The 17,511-nt window shown below is 40.1% G+C and carries 19 protein-coding genes; all 19 read left to right on the top strand.

Translation table 11 applies throughout. The annotated features are described in order from the left end of the window. Positions 1-73 precede the first annotated feature (73 nt). The 19 genes from fliL (at position 74) to ABJE44_RS08300 (ending at position 17,459) form a co-directional block, all read left to right on the top strand. Complete coding sequence (fliL, locus tag ABJE44_RS08390; protein WP_348111594.1) at positions 74-613, top strand: flagellar basal body-associated protein FliL; 540 nt, start codon at positions 74-76, stop codon at positions 611-613. Between the two features lie 28 nt (positions 614-641). After that, positions 642-1,700 carry a flagellar motor switch protein FliM gene (gene fliM, locus ABJE44_RS08385; RefSeq protein ID WP_133469247.1) on the top strand — a complete coding sequence of 353 codons (1,059 nt, stop codon included), beginning with the start codon at positions 642-644 and terminating at the stop codon, positions 1,698-1,700. Positions 1,701-1,733: 33 nt separating this feature from the next. Then, a complete protein-coding gene (gene fliN, locus ABJE44_RS08380) occupies positions 1,734-2,153 on the top strand; it encodes a flagellar motor switch protein FliN (RefSeq protein WP_348111593.1) in 420 nt (139 codons plus the stop codon). Beyond that, positions 2,113-2,634, top strand: coding sequence for a flagellar biosynthetic protein FliO (gene fliO / locus ABJE44_RS08375; protein ID WP_348111592.1), 522 nt, complete (start codon positions 2,113-2,115; stop codon positions 2,632-2,634). The genes fliN and fliO overlap by 41 nt, the downstream gene beginning before the upstream one ends. Further along, positions 2,631-3,386 carry a flagellar type III secretion system pore protein FliP gene (gene fliP / locus ABJE44_RS08370; protein WP_348111591.1) on the top strand — a complete coding sequence of 252 codons (756 nt, stop codon included), beginning with the start codon at positions 2,631-2,633 and terminating at the stop codon, positions 3,384-3,386. Before fliO ends, fliP begins: the two co-directional genes overlap by 4 nt. A 37-nt stretch (positions 3,387-3,423) precedes the next feature. Then, complete coding sequence (gene fliQ, locus ABJE44_RS08365) at positions 3,424-3,693, top strand: flagellar biosynthesis protein FliQ (RefSeq protein WP_133469250.1); 270 nt, start codon at positions 3,424-3,426, stop codon at positions 3,691-3,693. A gap of 32 nt (positions 3,694-3,725) precedes the next feature. Next, positions 3,726-4,505, top strand: coding sequence for a flagellar biosynthetic protein FliR (gene fliR, locus ABJE44_RS08360; RefSeq protein ID WP_348111590.1), 780 nt, complete (start codon positions 3,726-3,728; stop codon positions 4,503-4,505). A 12-nt stretch (positions 4,506-4,517) separates the two neighbouring features. Next, complete coding sequence (gene flhB, locus ABJE44_RS08355; RefSeq protein WP_348111589.1) at positions 4,518-5,642, top strand: flagellar biosynthesis protein FlhB; 1,125 nt, start codon at positions 4,518-4,520, stop codon at positions 5,640-5,642. Between the two features lie 93 nt (positions 5,643-5,735). Further along, complete coding sequence (flhA, locus tag ABJE44_RS08350) at positions 5,736-7,835, top strand: flagellar biosynthesis protein FlhA (protein ID WP_133469253.1); 2,100 nt, start codon at positions 5,736-5,738, stop codon at positions 7,833-7,835. A 42-nt stretch (positions 7,836-7,877) separates the two neighbouring features. After that, positions 7,878-9,182, top strand: a complete 1,305-nt coding sequence (gene flhF / locus ABJE44_RS08345) for a flagellar biosynthesis protein FlhF (RefSeq protein WP_348111588.1) — start codon at positions 7,878-7,880, stop codon at positions 9,180-9,182. After that, positions 9,179-10,045: a MinD/ParA family protein gene (locus tag ABJE44_RS08340; RefSeq protein ID WP_348111587.1), complete on the top strand. Its 867-nt coding sequence runs from the start codon at positions 9,179-9,181 to the stop codon at positions 10,043-10,045. The genes flhF and ABJE44_RS08340 overlap by 4 nt, the downstream gene beginning before the upstream one ends. Then, positions 10,042-10,773: an RNA polymerase sigma factor FliA gene (locus ABJE44_RS08335; RefSeq protein WP_348111586.1), complete on the top strand. Its 732-nt coding sequence runs from the start codon at positions 10,042-10,044 to the stop codon at positions 10,771-10,773. The genes ABJE44_RS08340 and ABJE44_RS08335 overlap by 4 nt, the downstream gene beginning before the upstream one ends. 54 nt (positions 10,774-10,827) lie before the next feature. Next, positions 10,828-11,211, top strand: coding sequence for a chemotaxis response regulator CheY (gene cheY / locus ABJE44_RS08330; protein ID WP_133469257.1), 384 nt, complete (start codon positions 10,828-10,830; stop codon positions 11,209-11,211). Positions 11,212-11,244: 33 nt separating this feature from the next. Further along, on the top strand, positions 11,245-12,009 hold the full coding sequence (locus tag ABJE44_RS08325; RefSeq protein WP_348111585.1) for a protein phosphatase CheZ: 765 nt from the start codon (positions 11,245-11,247) through the stop codon (positions 12,007-12,009). A gap of 13 nt (positions 12,010-12,022) precedes the next feature. After that, positions 12,023-14,170: a chemotaxis protein CheA gene (locus ABJE44_RS08320; protein WP_348111583.1), complete on the top strand. Its 2,148-nt coding sequence runs from the start codon at positions 12,023-12,025 to the stop codon at positions 14,168-14,170. Between the two features lie 71 nt (positions 14,171-14,241). Beyond that, a complete protein-coding gene (locus tag ABJE44_RS08315) occupies positions 14,242-15,351 on the top strand; it encodes a chemotaxis response regulator protein-glutamate methylesterase (RefSeq protein ID WP_348111582.1) in 1,110 nt (369 codons plus the stop codon). A 98-nt stretch (positions 15,352-15,449) separates the two neighbouring features. Next, positions 15,450-16,229, top strand: a complete 780-nt coding sequence (locus ABJE44_RS08310; protein ID WP_348111581.1) for a ParA family protein — start codon at positions 15,450-15,452, stop codon at positions 16,227-16,229. Beyond that, complete coding sequence (locus tag ABJE44_RS08305; RefSeq protein WP_348111580.1) at positions 16,226-16,972, top strand: chemotaxis protein CheW; 747 nt, start codon at positions 16,226-16,228, stop codon at positions 16,970-16,972. The genes ABJE44_RS08310 and ABJE44_RS08305 overlap by 4 nt, the downstream gene beginning before the upstream one ends. Beyond that, a complete protein-coding gene (locus tag ABJE44_RS08300; protein WP_133469263.1) occupies positions 16,965-17,459 on the top strand; it encodes a chemotaxis protein CheW in 495 nt (164 codons plus the stop codon). The genes ABJE44_RS08305 and ABJE44_RS08300 overlap by 8 nt, the downstream gene beginning before the upstream one ends. The last annotated feature ends 52 nt before the right edge of the window (positions 17,460-17,511 follow it).

Genomic DNA, 17,511 nt, shown 5'->3' with positions numbered 1-17,511 from the left:
ACTGTAAAGCACGTTGCCAAATTTTATTTGAACATGATAATAGGCAGAACGGTGTTTAATTTGAGAGAGCAGAATGGCTGAAGAAGAGTTACAGATGGAAGAGGGGGGCAAAAAAAGCAAGCTGATGATCATTATCATAGCTGTGGTTGTCCTGATAATTGGTGGTGGCGCCGCTTATTATTTTTTAATGGGTTCTGAAGAGCCTGCGCCTGTAGTTGAAGAAGGAACAGCGGTAGCAGGTTCGGAAGGTACTGATAACGCAGCGGCTGCCAGTACATCATTGGTTAAAACGGGTACGGCTTTATATGTGGCAATGCCAAGGCCTTTTACCTTTAATGCCCCTGGTGCAACTCGGGATAGATATGTAGAAATTAAGGTGCAGTTGATGATGCGTGGCTCTGATAACGAAGAGCAAGTAAAAATGCATATCCCCTTAATTGAAGGCACACTATTAACATCTTTCAGTACTGCTAATGCAGATGATTTAGCTACAGAGGCCGGTAAAACTGCTATTCGAGCTAATGCCTTAAAAGAAGTACAAAGAATTATGGCTGATTTAACTGGTAACCAAGTTGTGGAAGAAGTTTTGTTTACTGGGTTCGTAATGCAGTAAATGGCATTGATTAAATGAGAGAGTAAGATTGAGCGATTTATTATCCCAAGACGAGATTGACGCGCTACTTCACGGAGTAGATGACGTTGAAGAAGAGGACGTTTCCGAAAGTGTATCCGAAGGGTCTGCAATGGAGTATGACTTTTCCTCGCAAGATCGTATCGTCCGAGGCCGTATGCCAACACTAGAGATCGTCAATGAACGGTTTGCTAGACACATGCGGGTGAGTCTTTTTAATATGATGCGCCGTTCAGCTGAAGTATCGATTAATGGTATTCAGATGACTAAGTTTGGAGAATATATCCATACTTTATTTGTGCCGACAAGTTTAAACATGGTTAGATTTCGCCCATTAAAAGGGACTGGCTTAATCACTATGGAAGCTAGGCTAGTGTTTATTTTAGTTGATAACTTTTTTGGCGGTGATGGACGTTATCATGCCAAGATAGAAGGTCGAGAGTTTACGCCTACCGAACGGCGAATCATTCAAATGTTGCTTAAGTTAATATTTGAAGATTATAAAGAAGCATGGGCACCAGTAATGGATGTGTCCTTTGAATATCTCGATTCCGAAGTTAACCCAGCTATGGCCAACATTGTTAGCCCAACAGAGGTAGTGGTAATAAGTTCTTTCCATATTGAACTCGATGGTGGTGGAGGCGATTTTCATGTGTCATTGCCATATTCAATGTTAGAGCCTATTCGAGAGTTATTAGACGCTGGTGTTCAAAGTGACAAAGAAGATACAGATTTAAGGTGGAGCAAAGCGTTACGTGATGAAATCATGGATGTAAAAGTTGAACTGTCAACGCACATGATGGATATCGATATGACGTTAGAAGAGGTAATGGATTTTGAAGCGGGTCTTATTATTCCCATCGAAATGCCAGAGCATATTACCGTTATGATCGAAAAATTACCGACATTTAGGGCAAAAATGGGACAATCTAGAGAAAGTCTTGCCCTTAAAATAATAGAAAAAATCCCGCGACCGACTTCAGTTAAGTCTGAGTTGCAATTGTTAACAAAAGGTGGACGTCGCATCGATAACGACGCCGAACTGCAAACCCTCGAAGATGATTGGTAAGTCAGTGTCATTGAATCGAGTATGGAGTAGAAAATGAGTGAAGAAGATGGTTTAGATGACTGGGCTGCGGCTATGGCTGAGCAAGCAGATGAAGAGGCAAAAGATGAAGAAGCTAAAGACGATTTTGGTTTAGCCGCTGAAGTCGCTGAGCTTGATGAGTTTGATGAAGACAGAGAAATTACGACTCAGGAAAAACGTAAACTCGATACCATATTGGATATACCTGTCACTATCTCCATGGAAGTGGGCAGAAGTAATATTAGTATTCGAAATTTGTTACAGCTGAACCAAGGTTCTGTTGTTGAATTAGACCGAGTTGCTGGTGAACCATTAGATGTTTTGGTTAATGGCACGTTGATTGCTCATGGAGAAGTAGTAGTGGTCAACGACAAATTTGGTATTCGCTTAACAGATGTTATTAGTCAATTGGAAAGAATCAAAAAACTTAGGTAATAAAAATCCATATAAAACATGGGCTTGGCGCATGCTTGGTCCATTTTTATTGTTCTCTAATCGAGCGTTTTCAGCAGCTCAAGACCTTACAAATCCCACATCTATACTGTCAATTTTCCTCTCTTTATTGCTTGTTGTAGGCGTGGTTTTTGTGGTTGCCTTTCTAATGCGACGGTTTAACGTCACTCAGTCTGGCTCATCAAACTTAAAAGTAGTTGCATCAATGATGGCCGGCACAAGAGAAAGAGTGATGGTGATTGAAGTGGGCAATGAGCAACATTTAGTAGGGGTAACCGCCCACAACATTAATCATCTAGCTAAATTAAGTCAGCCTTTACTTGATGATTCAGCAACGAGTAACGATAAGTTTAAGGGCAAGTTAGCCATGTTCATGGCTGGAAAGCTCAATCCTGCGATAGCTGATAGCCAACAAGCCATAACAACTGAGCCAAGCACACCTAAGCAAGGAGACATGCCATGAATAAAAATTGGTTAAGGATTTTGCTGGTTTTGGTGCTGGGCGCTTTTAGTTTTTCTGTCTACAGTGCTCCAGGTATTCCGGCGTTAACGCTTACTGATAACCCTGATGGGACTCAAGATTACACCATGACCTTGCAAGTTGTGGCTATCATGACCGCTCTGAGTTTATTACCAGCCTTTGTGATGATGATGACGTCTTTCACGCGAATTATTATCGTCTTGTCTATTTTACGGCAAGCTATAGGTTTGCAGCAGTCTCCTTCAAATCAGATATTAATCGGCGTTAGCTTATTCTTATCTATGTTCATCATGGCTCCGGTTTTTGAGAAAATAAATGAAACCGCTCTTCAGCCCTACCTAAATGAAGAGATTACGTCTATCCAAGCTTATGAAATCGGTAAACAGCCATTAAGGGCCTTTATGTTGGCACAGACTCGGGTTAAAGATTTAGAAACTTTTGTGCAAATAGGCGGTATGGATGGTCAGTTTCAAGACCCCGCAGATGTCCCTATGAATGTACTTATCCCCGCTTTTGTGACCAGTGAGCTAAAAACCGCTTTTCAAATTGGCTTTATGTTGTTTATACCCTTCTTGATTTTGGATTTGGTGGTGGCGTCTATTTTAATGGCCATGGGTATGATGATGTTGTCTCCTATGATTGTATCTCTGCCATTTAAGCTAATGTTATTTGTGCTAGTAGATGGTTGGAATCTTATATTTGGAACGTTAGCTAATAGCTTTGGAATGGGGTAACCAATGTCAATCCTTGTAAGCATAGTGGAGTATTTTGATGAGTCCTGAGGTATTCGTAGAGATTTTAAAAGAAGCACTCCAAATGGTGATTTTGTTAGTGTCGGTTATTATTTTACCTAGCTTATTTGTAGGTTTAATTGTGGCTGTATTTCAAGCTGCCACATCAATCAATGAGCAAACAATGAGTTTTTTGCCTAGGTTAATTGTGACCTTGTTAGCCTTAAGTTGGGGGGGGCATTGGCTTGTGCAGAAGTTGATGGACTTCACTTTTACTATGGTTGAACGTATACCTGAAGTGGTTGGTTAATCGTAATGAGTATACAAGGTAGTATTTAAATCGTGGAATTTGCTACTTCTACTATCACCCAATATTTGGCAGATTTACTGCTACCGTTTATGCGGATATCCGGTATGTTTGCGTCTATGATTGGTTTGAGTGCCAATAGCGTACCTCCCACCACAAGAGCTTTATTGACGCTATTTCTTACCTTAATCATCATGCCTGTTATTCCTCCTGTACCTGTTGTGGAAGTATTTTCGGTGGGGACTTTTGTATTAGTGATTCAGCAACTGATAATTGGTATTGCCTTAGGGTTCTTATCGAACATGGTATTGAATACCTTTGTTTTAGCCGGGCAAATTGTGGCTCTGCAAACCGGCTTAGGTTTTGCTTCCATTGTCGACCCTGTTAATGGCATTAATGTACCAGCTGTTGGGCAATTCTACTTAATACTAGCGACATTACTATTTTGGTCTATGGATGGGCACTTAGCTATGATTAAAATGGTCGTGATGAGTTTCGAGGCTTTTCCGATTGGGGAGTCGTGGTTCGCACCTGAGCAGTTTAAAGAGATCGCCCATTGGGCCGGTTGGATGTTTGTTTCCGCACTGACCTTGTCTTTAGCGCCTATTGTTTCGCTACTCATTGTTAATTTAGCTTTTGGGGTAATGACGAAAGCTGCCCCGCAGTTAAACATTTTTAGTATTGGTTTCTCGATTGCACAGATTATGGGCCTATTCATTATGTGGTTAACGCTAGGGAACTTGACACACCACTTTGAGTTATTGTGGAACCGTGCACAAACTACTATGTGTCAATTGGTTTTGGTCTGTTCTTAAAGGAGGGAAGCTATGGCTGATGCAAATGAAAAAACAGAAGAACCCACCTCCAAAAAAATTGAGGACTCCCGAAAAAAAGGACAAGTTGCAAGATCTAAAGAATTATCAACCACTCTAGTATTAGTGGCCAGTGCCATCGCTTTTTTGATGATAGGAGCGCAAATTGCCAGTGCTGTTTTTGAAGTCACCCGCCGAACTTTTACATTATCTAGAGATGAGACTTATGATTTTAAACACATGTTTCAGGTCTGGGGATTTGCGATAGAGACCATAAGTTTTCCGGTTTTGTTTTATATGCTGATTGTCATCGTAGCAGGTATCTATGGGAATATAGCCTTAGGCGGGTATAACTTTACATGGCAGGGAGCCTCTCCCAAAGCGAGTAAAATTAGTCCTATTGCTGGGATAAAGCGTATGTTTGGCATGAACAGTATTGTTGAATTATTTAAAGCGATTGCAAAATTTTTGGTAGTGGCCACAACGGCTTATATATCGCTTATTATTTTTCAAGATGAAGCGTTACATTTAGATTTAGAGCTTTATCCCCAAAATATATTTCATGCGCTTGATCTTATTGCTTGGGCTTTTTTACTTATGTGTTGTGCACTGATACCCATTGCAGTTTTCGATGTACCTTATCAAAGTTTTAAACATAACAAAGAAATGAAAATGTCGTTACAGGAAGTTAAAGACGAACGGAAAAACTCTGACGGTGATCCACAAGTAAAAAATCGTATTCGTAAATTACAATACCAGGCTGCGGCGAATCGTATGATGCAAGAAGTACCCAATGCTGATGTGGTAGTGACAAACCCAACTCATTTCTCTGTTGCTCTGAAATATGATCAATTGGGTACAAGAGCCCCAACACTTGTAGCGAAAGGTGTTGATGAAATGGCCATGCATATACGTAAAATTGCTAAAGCTCATGATGTACCTATTGTGGCGTCCCCTATGTTAGCTAGGGCTATTTACTATTCAACAGAGGCTGACCACGAAATTCCTGAAAAATTATTTATGGCGGTTGCTCAAGTACTGGCTTATGTATATCAGTTGAAAGCCTATAAACAAGGTAAAGGCAAACGTCCTAATCCGCTCAAGTCTAATCTACCTATTCCACCAGAATTACGAAGATAAACTAAAATTTAGGGTATATTCGAATTTTGGCGCACTAGTTGCTTTTGTGTAAATAACTCATAGTTAACAAGTAGAAGCGTCAATATTTCGTTTATGGAACTCACTCCTTACCTAAATAGATTTAACAAAAATAATCTTAAAACCGCGGCTTCAGGTTTGGGCGCGCCAATTGTATTATTGGCTATTATGGGGATGGTTATTTTACCCATGCCTGCGTTCTTATTAGATATTCTGTTCAGCTTCAATATTGCACTTTCTTTGGTTGTTATTTTGGTTTCAGTGTTTACTAAGAAGCCCGTTGATTTTGGGATTTTTCCCTTAGTGTTGTTAATCGCCACCGTTTTACGCTTAGCATTAAATGTTGCCTCTACGCGAATAGTATTGCTTGAAGGGCACGAAGGTGGAGACGCAGCAGGTAAAGTTATTCAGGCGTTTGGTGAAGTCGTCATAGGCGGAAATTATGCGGTTGGTATAGTGGTATTTGCTATCTTGCTAATCATTAATTTTAAAGTAGTCACTGCAGGTGCTGGCCGTATATCAGAAGTGAGTGCTCGATTTACCTTAGATGCTATGCCTGGTAAGCAAATGGCTATAGATGCTGATTTGAATGCTGGTTTTATTGATTCAGATGAAGCTAGAAAGCGCCGCATTGAAATCACTAGTGAAGCTGACTTTTATGGCTCTATGGATGGTGCGTCGAAGTTTGTAAAAGGTGATGCTGTAGCTGGCTTATTTATTATGTTGATCAATATAGTCGGTGGACTCTTTATTGGGATGATCCAACATGACTTAAGTTTTGGGCAGGCAATTGAAATATATACTTTATTAACAATTGGGGATGGCCTAGTTGCTCAAATTCCTTCACTACTTCTCTCTGTTGCAACCGCTATTATAGTCACTCGAGAAAATGACTCACAGGAAATGGGGTCAGAATTAAGTAAACAACTTGGAAACCAACAGGCTCTGTATATTACATCTGGTGTTTTATTTGTGATGGGAATAGTTCCAGGCATGCCGCATGTAGCTTTTTTAGGGTTTAGCGCTGTTGTTGGTGGATACGCCTATTATAACTATTGGCGAGCACAAAAAATTGCAAATGAGCCTAAGACTGTTAGTAACTTACCAGAGCAAAATCAGCAACCCGCTGAAGTAAAAGAATTGGGATGGGATGATGTTCAACATGTTGATACCATTGGTCTAGAGGTCGGTTACCGTTTAATCCCGTTAGTTGATAAAGCCCAAGGTGGGGAGTTATTAAACCGTATTAAAGGGGTACGGAAGAAATTATCTCAAGAGTTGGGTTTTTTAATCCCACCAGTACATATCCGTGACAACTTAGATTTAAGTCCAAATAATTACACCATAGCAATGTTGGGTGTGACGGTAGGTGAAGCCGAAATAAGTCATGATGACGAACTTGCTATTAATCCGGGACAGGTTTTTGGAAAGCTTGAAGGTAAAGTAACAAAAGATCCCGCTTTTGGGTTAGACGCTGTATGGATTAGAGCAAACCAAAGGGAGCATGCGCAAACCCTTGGTTATACAGTAGTGGATGCCGCAACTGTAGTGGCAACGCACCTGAGTCAGTTATTAACTAATAATGCATATCAATTGTTAGGGCATGAAGAAGTACAGCAATTGTTAGATATGTTAGCTAAAAATAGCCCTAAATTAGTGGAGGGCTTAGTACCCGATATCTTACCCCTTAGTACAGTGGTTAAAGTTCTACAAACTATGTTGTATGAGGGTGTACCTATTAGAGATATGCGCAGTATAGTGCAAACCTTGTGTGAATTTGGACCCAAAAGCCAAGATCCTGATGTACTAGTGTCAGCAGTCCGAATTGCTCTTAAGAGATTGATTGTTCAAGAAATAAATGGCGGCACAATGGAAATCCCAGTGATCACTCTAGCGCCTGAGTTGGAACAGATGTTGCACCAGTCGTTGCAAGCTGGAGGTGCTGATGGGGCTGGTATTGAACCAGGCCTAGCAGAAAAACTTCAAAGCTCATTGAATGAAGCTTCACAGCAACAAGAATTAGCTGGTGAACCTGCGGTTTTACTGACTTCAGGTATGCTCAGACCTGTGCTGTCTAAGTTTTTGAAACATTCGGTGAGTGGATTACACGTTTTGTCCTATCAGGAAATTCCTGATGACAAACAAATTAAAATTGTAAGTGCAGTAGGTCAATAATCTGACGGTTAAATATCGGATTAACGAGCTAAAGGGGGAAATGTGAAGATTAGACGATTTTATGGCAAAGACATGCGAGAAGCACTTAAACAAGTTAAAGATGAGTTAGGTGGCGATGCGGTAATCATGTCAAACAAAAAACATGCTGATGGTATAGAGATTGTTGCTGCATATGACAAGGAGCCTGATGCTCAGTTAGTTAGTAAAAATAGCAATGATGAAGCCAATCAAAAACCAACCAGTAAAATACCCTCTTTAAGTGAGATTATTGGTGATACTGCTCCCGATAGTTTAAAGGCTCTTTTAGAAAAGCAATCCCAAGCTGTCAGTAAAAAAACTGAGCCCATAGAAGCTTACCAACCACAAGAGTCAACCCCCAAAAGTCCTAGCCGAACAGAAAAGCAACGACCAAATTATCAAAATGATGCACTTTCAGAAATGAGACAAGAGTTATCTTCCTTAAGAAATATCCTGCAATTCCAGGTGTCAGGGTTAATTGCTCAAGAAAAACAAAGGCAACATCCTCTACACGGTTATCTATTAGAAAAGTTACACAATATGGGAATTTCAAATAATTTAGCTGAAGAGGTGGTCTCGTATACACCTGAGTCGTCAGATGAACGTCAGGCTTGGTTATTTCTTCTAAAATTACTCGCAAATAAGTTACAAACAAAACACGATGATATTTTATCGCAACCTGGCGTTGTTGCCCTAATGGGGCCGACTGGCACAGGGAAAACCACAACTATCGCAAAATTAGCGGCGCAAGCTGTAAAAAAATATGGGGTCGAAAATGTTGCGGTGATTACCTTAGATAATTACCGAATTGGTGCGTTTGACCAAATTGCTACTTACGGTAAAATTATTGGGTGCCCTGTAAAGCAAGCTCAGGATGCAAGTCAATTAACTGATTTACTTTATCAATTTAAAAATAAACGCTTAGTATTAATTGACACTGCGGGTTATAGTCAGAAAGATGCAAGACTAATCAAGCAGTTAGATACAATAAAACAAAACTCATGTGTTAACATACGTAAATATTTAGTTATACAAGCGAATTGTCAGTATCGAGCAATGCAGCAGACAGTTAATGAATATAGGAAGATTTCTTTGCATGGGTGTATATTGACAAAACTAGATGAATGTTACAGTTTAGGGGAAGCCATAAGTGTGGCAATAGAAAACAAATTACAGATTTGTTATTTAGCGGACGGACAAAGAGTGCCAGAAGACTTGCAGTCAGCCAGTACAAAACATTTAATAACAAGCGCAGCGAAGCTTTATAAAAAATATGCTTTACTTCATACTAGAGCTAGTAAAGTTAATAGTGAAGTAGCGGCAATATGATTGAGGACCAAGCGAGTAGTCTAAGAAGAATGAATCAATCTAGATTAATTAAAGTTATTGCTGTAACAGGCGGTAAAGGTGGAGTAGGGAAAACTAATGTTACCCTAAACACGGCTATTTCAATGGCGCAGCAAGGCAAGCGAGTTATGGTACTTGATGCCGATTTAGGTCTGGCTAACGTTGATGTGTTATTGGGGTTAAGGGTTGAAAAAAACTTATCGCATGTTTTATCGGGTGAGTGTACTTTAGATGATGTGCTAGTAGAAGGGCCTTACGGTATTCAGATTGCGCCTGCGACTAGTGGTAGCCAGTCAATGACAGAGTTGACACCAACAGAGCATGCAGGGCTTATTCGGGCCTTTAGTGAACTCCAATCTCAGATAGATGTGTTGATTGTTGATACTGCCGCTGGTATATCGGATATGGTTTTAAGCTTTTCTAAAGCAGCTCAAGATATTATGGTCGTAGTGTGTGATGAGCCCACCTCGTTAACTGATGCATATGCATTGATAAAAATATTAAATAAAGAACACGGGATCTTTCGCTTTAAAATTGTAGCTAATATGGTGCGCAGCTTACGTGAGGGAGATGAGTTGTTCTCCAAACTGACTAAAGTTACAAATAGATTTTTAGATGTGGCGTTAGAGTTGGTTGCTGTTGTGCCTTTTGATGAAAATGTACGTAAGTCTGTACGAAAGCAAAAAGCAGTCGTTGAGGCCTTTCCCGCAGCTCCTGCCGCTAAAGCTATTAGAGGGCTGGCCCAAAAAGCAATTAGTTGGCCAATACCCAATCAACCAGGCGGACATTTAGAGTTTTTCCTTGAGCAATTAGTAACCAAAAAAGCAATGGATGACAACAGGTGAGTAGTAAGGCTTCAGCTTATCAACAATTGGCCGATAAAAATGAATTGGTAGAACGCCACGCATCATTGGTTAAACGTATCGCCCATCATTTAATGGTGAGATTACCGGCGAGTGTGTTGGTTGACGATTTGATTCAAGCTGGGATGATCGGACTGTTAGAAGCCTCTAGGAATTTTGATGGCAGTAAAGGTGCAAGTTTTGAAACCTTTGCTGGTATTAGGATTAGGGGCTCAATGTTAGATGAAATAAGAAAAGGTGATTGGACTCCTCGTTCCGTTCACAAAAATGGCAGGGCTATCACTCAAGCCATAAATGAAGTAGAAAGAGCTACAGGCAGAGATGCTAGAGATATTGATGTTGCCGAAAAACTGCAAGTTAGTATTGATAGTTATCATCAAATGCTGAACGAGGTGAATGCTGGTAAGATAATTGGTATGGAAGACCTTGGGGTAACCGAGGATGTAATTGGGACTGAGCAAACAAAAGGGTCTGATGCTCCTTTTGAGGATTTAGTACAAGGTTCTTTTCAAAAGGCTCTCGCGCATACCATTACTACTTTGCCAGAGAGAGAAGCAATCGTTCTCTCTCTGTACTATGATGAAGAATTAAATTTAAGAGAAATAGGTGAAGTGCTTGATGTTAGCGAGTCTAGAGTTAGTCAGATACATAGCCAAGCTATGTTGAAGCTTAAGTCTCGCATGCAGTATTGGCGTTCACAGGAAAATTAAAATGATAATAAATGGGTCAAATCTGTAGGTTTTGATTCTCACCGGAGGTGTTTTTTGGATAAGAACATGAAGATTCTTGTTGTTGATGACTTTTCGACAATGCGTCGCATTATCAAGAATTTACTTAAAGATCTTGGTTTTACAAACATACAAGAAGCGGATGATGGCAGTACTGCATTACCCATGCTTCAACAAGCTGCTTTTGATTTTGTTGTGACAGACTGGAATATGCCTGGGATGCAAGGTATTGATTTACTTAGAGCTATCAGAGCAGATGACAAGTTAAAACATATTCCCGTTTTGATGGTAACTGCAGAAGCTAAAAAAGAGCAAATTGTTGCTGCAGCGCAAGCAGGGGTTAATGGCTACGTCATTAAGCCTTTTACTGCCGCCACTTTGAAAGAGAAATTGGCGAAAATTTTTGAACGTCTAGGTTAAATTCAGGCTTCCCTGAGTCCGAGGAGAGACTGTATGACTACCCTAAGTTCACCACCAATTTCCTTAGAAGATGCTAAGAAGTTGGTAAGCTTGATTGAAAGCGGCGATAACGAAGGAGCCCATGAGCTTCTTGATAACGCTGGAAAACATAACTCAGTTGAATTATTTGCAGAAGTAGGAAAACTAACAAGGCAATTACATGATTCGTTAAATCATTTTCAACTAGATCCTCGTATTGCTGATTTGGCAAATGAAAGCATTCCAGATGCACAGAGCCGGTTAACATATGTTATGGAGGCGACTGAAGAAGCAGCCAATAAAACTATGGACCTAGTCGATTCTTGCATGACAGTTGCAACAGACTTAAACACTGGTTTTGTCAACTTACAACCTGATTGGAAAAAGCTAATGGCACGAGAGCTTAAATTAGGTGAGTTTAATGAGTTAGTTAAACGTATGGATGACTTTTTGTTAAGTGGTGCAGATGGTACGAGTAACCTGACGGGGTTGTTAACAGAAGTGTTGATGGCTCAAGGTTACCAAGATTTAACGGGTCAAGTGATCCGCAGAGTGATTGAGTTAGTTAAAGAAGTTGAAGATAGTTTAGTTGATATGTTGACTATATTTGGTGGCCTTGAATTAAAGGCTAATGAGCAGCTAAGCGAAAAGTCTAACAAATCTGATAACGAGGCCGATAAAGTTAAGGCTGAAGGTCCAATCTTGGACGCAGACAGTAGAGAAGATGTGGCGTCTAATCAAGATGACGTCGATGATTTGCTTTCGAGTCTAGGGTTTTAGGGGTACTGAAAATATGGCGTTTGATGTAGATGAGGAAATATTACAAGATTTTTTAGTGGAAGCTGGTGAAATCTTAGAACAACTGCAAGAGCAGTTAGTTGACTTGGAGAACAATCCAGAAGATGCTGATTTACTCAACGCGATATTCAGGGGATATCATACGGTTAAAGGTGGGGCTGGTTTCTTATCCTTAACTGAGTTAGTCGAGATATGCCATGGCGCTGAAAATGTTTTTGACATTATGCGAAATGGTCAGCGAACGCTTACCCCTGAATTGATGGATGTTATTTTGCAAGCCACAGATTGTGTGGTTGTGATGTTTGATAACGTGAAAGCTGGTGAGCCTTTAGTGGCAGCTGAGCAGTCTCTTATAGAAACACTTACTAGGTTAAGTAAGCCCGAATCTGAAGATGAGGTGGCCACGGTTGAAGAAGTGGTTGAGGAAGTAGTAGAGCAAGTTCCTGAAGAGGCCCCAGAGCCATCGAGCACGGCATCAGCAGATTCTGATGATTTCAGTGAAGATGAATTTGAAGCACTTTTAGATGAATTACATGGAAATGGTGCGCCAGTGTCGAAAGAAGACGCGGCACCTGCAGGTAATGCAACGGATACCGGTAGTGATGAAGATATCAGTGATGATGAATTTGAAGCTTTATTGGATCAGTTACACGGTAAAGGCCAATTCAAAGCCGAAGAAAAAGCCGAAGCAGCATCTTCTGATAGCAATTCTGCACCTACTAACGCTTCAGGTGATGATATTACTGATGATGAATTTGAAGCATTACTAGATGAATTACACGGCAAAGGCAAAGGTCCAGTGGATGACAATGATGTCGCCAAGCCTGAAAATAAAGCTGTAAAAGAAGTTAAGAAAGCTGCAGCACCAGCTAAAGATTCTGAAGTTAAAGTTAGTCAGGCAAAAGCGCCAGCTAAAGCTGCTAGTAAACCAATAGCTAAAAAAGAAGAGAAAAAGCCCGCCGCACCTGTACAAGGTGAAACAACAGTTCGTGTTGATACTAAGCGTTTAGATCAAATTATGAATATGGTGGGAGAACTAGTTTTAGTGAGAAACAGGTTGCTAAGTCTAGGAGTTAACGTCAATGATGAAAGTATGTCAAAGGCTATAGCTAACCTAGATGTTGTTACTGGTGACTTGCAAGGCGCTGTAATGAAAACCAGAATGCAGCCAATTAAGAAGGTATTTGGGCGGTTCCCCAGAGTTGTACGTGACCTTGCTAGAACTTTGAAAAAAGAAATCACCTTAGAATTAGAAGGTGAAGAAACAGATTTAGATAAAAATTTAGTTGAAGCATTAGCAGATCCTTTAGTGCATTTGGTCCGAAACTCAGTTGACCATGGTATTGAAATGCCCGATGAGCGTAAGGCTGCAGGAAAGCCAGCTTTGGGTACTGTTAAATTATCAGCATCACAAGAAGGAGATCATATTCTTCTAAGTATCGTTGATGATGGTAAGGGCATGGATCCAGATAAACTAAAAGAAATTGCAATTTCTAGAGGTGTTTTGGATGCCGATGCCGCTGCTAGAATGACAGATGTTGAAGCGTTTAATCTAATTTTTGCTCCAGGCTTTTCGACTAAGACTGAAATATCAGAAGTGTCAGGACGTGGCGTTGGCATGGACGTGGTAAAAACCAAGATTAATCAATTGAATGGTACGGTCAGTATTGATTCTCAAATGGGGGTTGGAACAACTTTAGAAATAAAAGTCCCATTAACTCTAGCTATTCTACCTACTTTAATGATTGTCATTGGAGAGCAAACATTTGCTCTGCCACTAGGCTCAGTAAATGAAATTATTAATATGGATGTTGAAAAGACAAATACAGTGGATGGTCAATTAACTATGATCGTTCGCTCTAAAGCTATTCCGCTATTTTATTTGGGGGAGTGGCTTAATAGAAGTAAAGCTGGGTTTGATAAATCAAAAGGCCATGTAGTGGTAGTGCAGATTGGTACCCAGCAACTTGGCTTTGTAGTTGATGCTTTGATTGGTCAAGAGGAAGTTGTAATAAAACCTTTGGATGAATTGTTACAGGGCACACCTGGTATGGCGGGAGCTACTATTACAAGCGATGGTGGCATTGCCCTTATTTTAGATATCCCAGGGTTACTTAAAAGATATGCGGCCAAGAAAACATAAGCAGTGAAGTTCAGATATGCCATCTAAAACCTCATGTAAAACAAAGTTATAAACAAGGTAAGTAGGCGAAAATGGCTTATAGGATTCTAATTGTTGATGATTCAACTTTTTTTCGTCGTAGAATCACCCAAATACTCGAGCAAGATAATGAACTTGAAGTAGTTGGTGAAGCGAAAGATGGTCTAGAGGCTTTAGCTGAAGTAAAACGGTTAAAGCCAGATGTAGTTACTATGGATGTTGAAATGCCAGTTTTAGATGGTATTTCAGCAGTAAAAAATATAATGGCGATGGCTCCTGTTCCCATTATTATGTTTTCATCACTAACGAGTGAAGGTGCTAAGGCTACATTAGATGCTTTAGACGCTGGAGCTTTAGACTTCCTACCTAAGAAATTTGAAGACATCGCTTTAAATCGCCAAGAAGCCGTGCGCTTATTGCAAAGCCGTGTGAAAGCGCTATGCCTTAAGAAAAGTGCTTTAGGAAAGTCTAGCTCTAGTATTTCTAGGCCGGCTAATAATGAATTTCTTCTAAGTCGACCTCCACCCAAGGTGACTACACAAGCTAGCCAAAATAGTCGCCAAGAGTCTAGCCAAATGACTCACAATTATGGTTGCTTGGCTATTGGGGCTTCAACAGGTGGGCCTGTTGCTCTTCAAAAATTATTGACGGCATTGCCGGCTAATTTTAAGACCCCTATTATAGTGGTACAACATATGCCAGGGACGTTTACCAAGGCATTTGCTAAACGTTTGAATGATTTATGCAAAATACAAGTTAGAGAGGCTGAGCAAGGAGATACACTGCTTGCAGGTGTTTGTTATATTGCTCCTGGTGGCAAGCAAATGAGTGTTCAAGGACGTGCGAACTCTGCTAGGTTAATTATTTCTGAGGCAGAAAAATTCCCCGAATGCGTTTATAAACCAAGTGTAGATGTAACTTTTGAGTCTATATGTGATGTTTACGCTGGTAATGTTTTAGCTGTAATTTTGACTGGTATGGGGGCTGATGGCAAGGAAGGATGTCGTAAACTAAAACATAAAGGCGCTACTATATGGGCCCAAGACGAGAAAAGTAGTGTTGTTTATGGTATGCCTCAGGCTGTTACGGTAGCTAAAATAGCACAGCATAATTATGACATAGAGCAAATGGCCGGACGCATTAAAGCCGAAATGCTAAAGTAAAATTGAAGGTGCATATTTGTGTTGTTAAAAATGAATAGAATTACCCAATTTAATGTTAAGTTTATATGTTTGATTAGTGATTGGGTTAAGGCTTAAACTTGATTACTTGGACTGTTGCTAACCAAAAAGGTGGAGTAGGCAAAACCACTACAACCGTGACTCTCGGTGGTTTACTTGCGCAAGCTGGGAAAAAGGTTCTTTTAGTAGATACTGATCCTCAAGCGTCTTTAAGTTATTATTTTGGTGTTGAGTCGGAGCAGCTTTCGTCCAGCTTGTATAATGTATTCACTGCAGGGCAAACTCTAACCAAAGATAATGTTCTAGACTGTTTGTGCTCAACTAAACTGGACTCACTTTTTATTCTGCCAGCTTCTATGGCTTTGGCTACACTTGATAGAAAGCTTGGTTCTCAAAGTGGTATGGGATTAATTTTACGTCAAGCTTTAGATTTGGTTTCCGATGAGTTTGATTATGCGTTAGTGGATTGCCCTCCTGTATTAGGGGTTTTGATGATTAATGCCTTAGCTGCGTGTGATAGAGTTATTGTACCTGTGCAAACTGAGTTCTTAGCTTTAAAAGGGTTGGAGAGAATGATGCACTCTATGGAAGTTATGCAAAAATCTTTATTAAAGCGCTTTGTTTATACGATTGTGCCTACAATGTATGATAAGCGAGTCAAAGCTGCGACTGGCTCGTATAGTACTTTAACTCGTACCTATAAAGATAAAGTATGGATTGGGCTAATTCCTATTGATACCAAGTTTAGAGATGCTAGTGAAGCGCAGAGCCCGCCCTCAGTATATTGTCCTAAGTCTAGAGGGGTGTTTGCTTATACTAAGCTTCTAACTTATCTAGAGAAATTGGAAAATGAAAAATGAGTAGTAGGTTTTTTGCCGAAGAAGAGGTGATGGAAGATTACATGTCTGCACTTTTGACCGAAGGGCCATCATTAGAAGTGTCGGAAACTCAAGCTGTAGAGCAGTTATTAAAGTCAATACCAGCGCCAAGAAGTGAGCCTTTTGAAGTTTCAACGGAAAAATCTATAGAAACAGAGCCTGTTGTAGCTAAAGTTGTCAAGCCACAGGTCGAAAAGAAGATAGCGGCGGTTATAAAACCTGTTAATGAGTTAGTGCAGGTTTTACCAACTGAGAATTTTCAGGTATTGATATTTGAAGTTGCAGGGATGACCTTAGCAGTTCCCTTGACTGAATTAGGTGGGATACATGAGTTTGAAAGTGTAAATCAACTTTTTGGAAAACCTGCTTGGTTTGAAGGTGTGATGTTACTTAGAGATGAAAAGTATAATGTAGTGAATACCATTAAATGGTTAATGCCAGAAAATGTTGTAGAAAAAGTGGCAGAATCTACAAAATATCAATATCTTATAGTATTAGGGGAAAGTAATTGGGGGCTAAGTTGTGAAAGCGTAGTCAACAATGTAACTTTGTCACCAGATGATGTGAAATGGCGTAACCTACAAGGTAGCCGTCCATGGGTATCTGGTATGATTAAAAAGAAAATGTGTGCTTTGGTAAATGTTAAACAATTAGTTAGTATGTTAGACCAAGGCTTAAGCAGTAACGATTTGCCTGATTCAGGCCGGAGCAATTTGAATGAGTGACGAAAGAAGTGCAAGCAATACGGTAGCCGCTAATGGTGATGAAGTTTTGCAGTGGGTGACTTATAAACTAGGTGAAGAAACTTACGGAATTAATGTAATGCAGGTACAAGAAGTACTGCGTTACACTGAAATAGCGCCAGTCCCAGGGGCCCCTGAATACGTTTTAGGTATTATTAACCTGAGAGGAAACGTAGTGACGGTTATCGATACCCGATCACGTTTTGGTTTGCCGCCTTCAGAAATGACAGATAATACGCGTATCGTGATTATAGAGTCAGATGACCAGGTTGTAGGTATCTTAGTTGATAGTGTTGCGGAAGTTGTTTATTTAAGGTCTTCTGAAATAGATAGCGCACCTAACGTTGGTACTGAAGAAAGCGCTAAATTTATACAAGGTGTGAGTAATCGAGATGGTCAGCTACTTATCCTTGTTGATTTAGATAAACTACTAAACGATGAAGAGTGGAACGAAATTACTAATATCTAATTACTACCACAAGGCTTGGATTAGCTAAGACAAGGTTAGACGGTTTAGATTG

This window comes from Paraglaciecola sp. (assembly GCF_039942875.1).
Classification (GTDB): Bacteria; Pseudomonadota; Gammaproteobacteria; order Enterobacterales; family Alteromonadaceae; genus Paraglaciecola.
This window is presented reverse-complemented; position numbering and strand designations above follow the sequence as displayed.

What these genes read in the sequence shown, in the direction of transcription:
- ABJE44_RS08315 (WP_348111582.1), top strand. Translation starts at nt 14,242, where the DNA reads ATGGCTTATAGGATTCTAATTGTTGATGATTCAACTTTTTTTCGTCGT.
- flhA (WP_133469253.1), top strand. Translation starts at nt 5,736, where the DNA reads ATGGAACTCACTCCTTACCTAAATAGATTTAACAAAAATAATCTTAAA.
- fliL (WP_348111594.1), top strand. Translation starts at nt 74, where the DNA reads ATGGCTGAAGAAGAGTTACAGATGGAAGAGGGGGGCAAAAAAAGCAAG.
- flhB (WP_348111589.1), top strand. Translation starts at nt 4,518, where the DNA reads ATGGCTGATGCAAATGAAAAAACAGAAGAACCCACCTCCAAAAAAATT.
- ABJE44_RS08340 (WP_348111587.1), top strand. Translation starts at nt 9,179, where the DNA reads ATGATTGAGGACCAAGCGAGTAGTCTAAGAAGAATGAATCAATCTAGA.
- ABJE44_RS08305 (WP_348111580.1), top strand. Translation starts at nt 16,226, where the DNA reads ATGAGTAGTAGGTTTTTTGCCGAAGAAGAGGTGATGGAAGATTACATG.
- fliQ (WP_133469250.1), top strand. Translation starts at nt 3,424, where the DNA reads ATGAGTCCTGAGGTATTCGTAGAGATTTTAAAAGAAGCACTCCAAATG.
- fliO (WP_348111592.1), top strand. Translation starts at nt 2,113, where the DNA reads ATGTTATTAGTCAATTGGAAAGAATCAAAAAACTTAGGTAATAAAAAT.
- ABJE44_RS08325 (WP_348111585.1), top strand. Translation starts at nt 11,245, where the DNA reads ATGACTACCCTAAGTTCACCACCAATTTCCTTAGAAGATGCTAAGAAG.
- ABJE44_RS08320 (WP_348111583.1), top strand. Translation starts at nt 12,023, where the DNA reads ATGGCGTTTGATGTAGATGAGGAAATATTACAAGATTTTTTAGTGGAA.
- fliN (WP_348111593.1), top strand. Translation starts at nt 1,734, where the DNA reads ATGAGTGAAGAAGATGGTTTAGATGACTGGGCTGCGGCTATGGCTGAG.
- ABJE44_RS08300 (WP_133469263.1), top strand. Translation starts at nt 16,965, where the DNA reads ATGAGTGACGAAAGAAGTGCAAGCAATACGGTAGCCGCTAATGGTGAT.
- fliP (WP_348111591.1), top strand. Translation starts at nt 2,631, where the DNA reads ATGAATAAAAATTGGTTAAGGATTTTGCTGGTTTTGGTGCTGGGCGCT.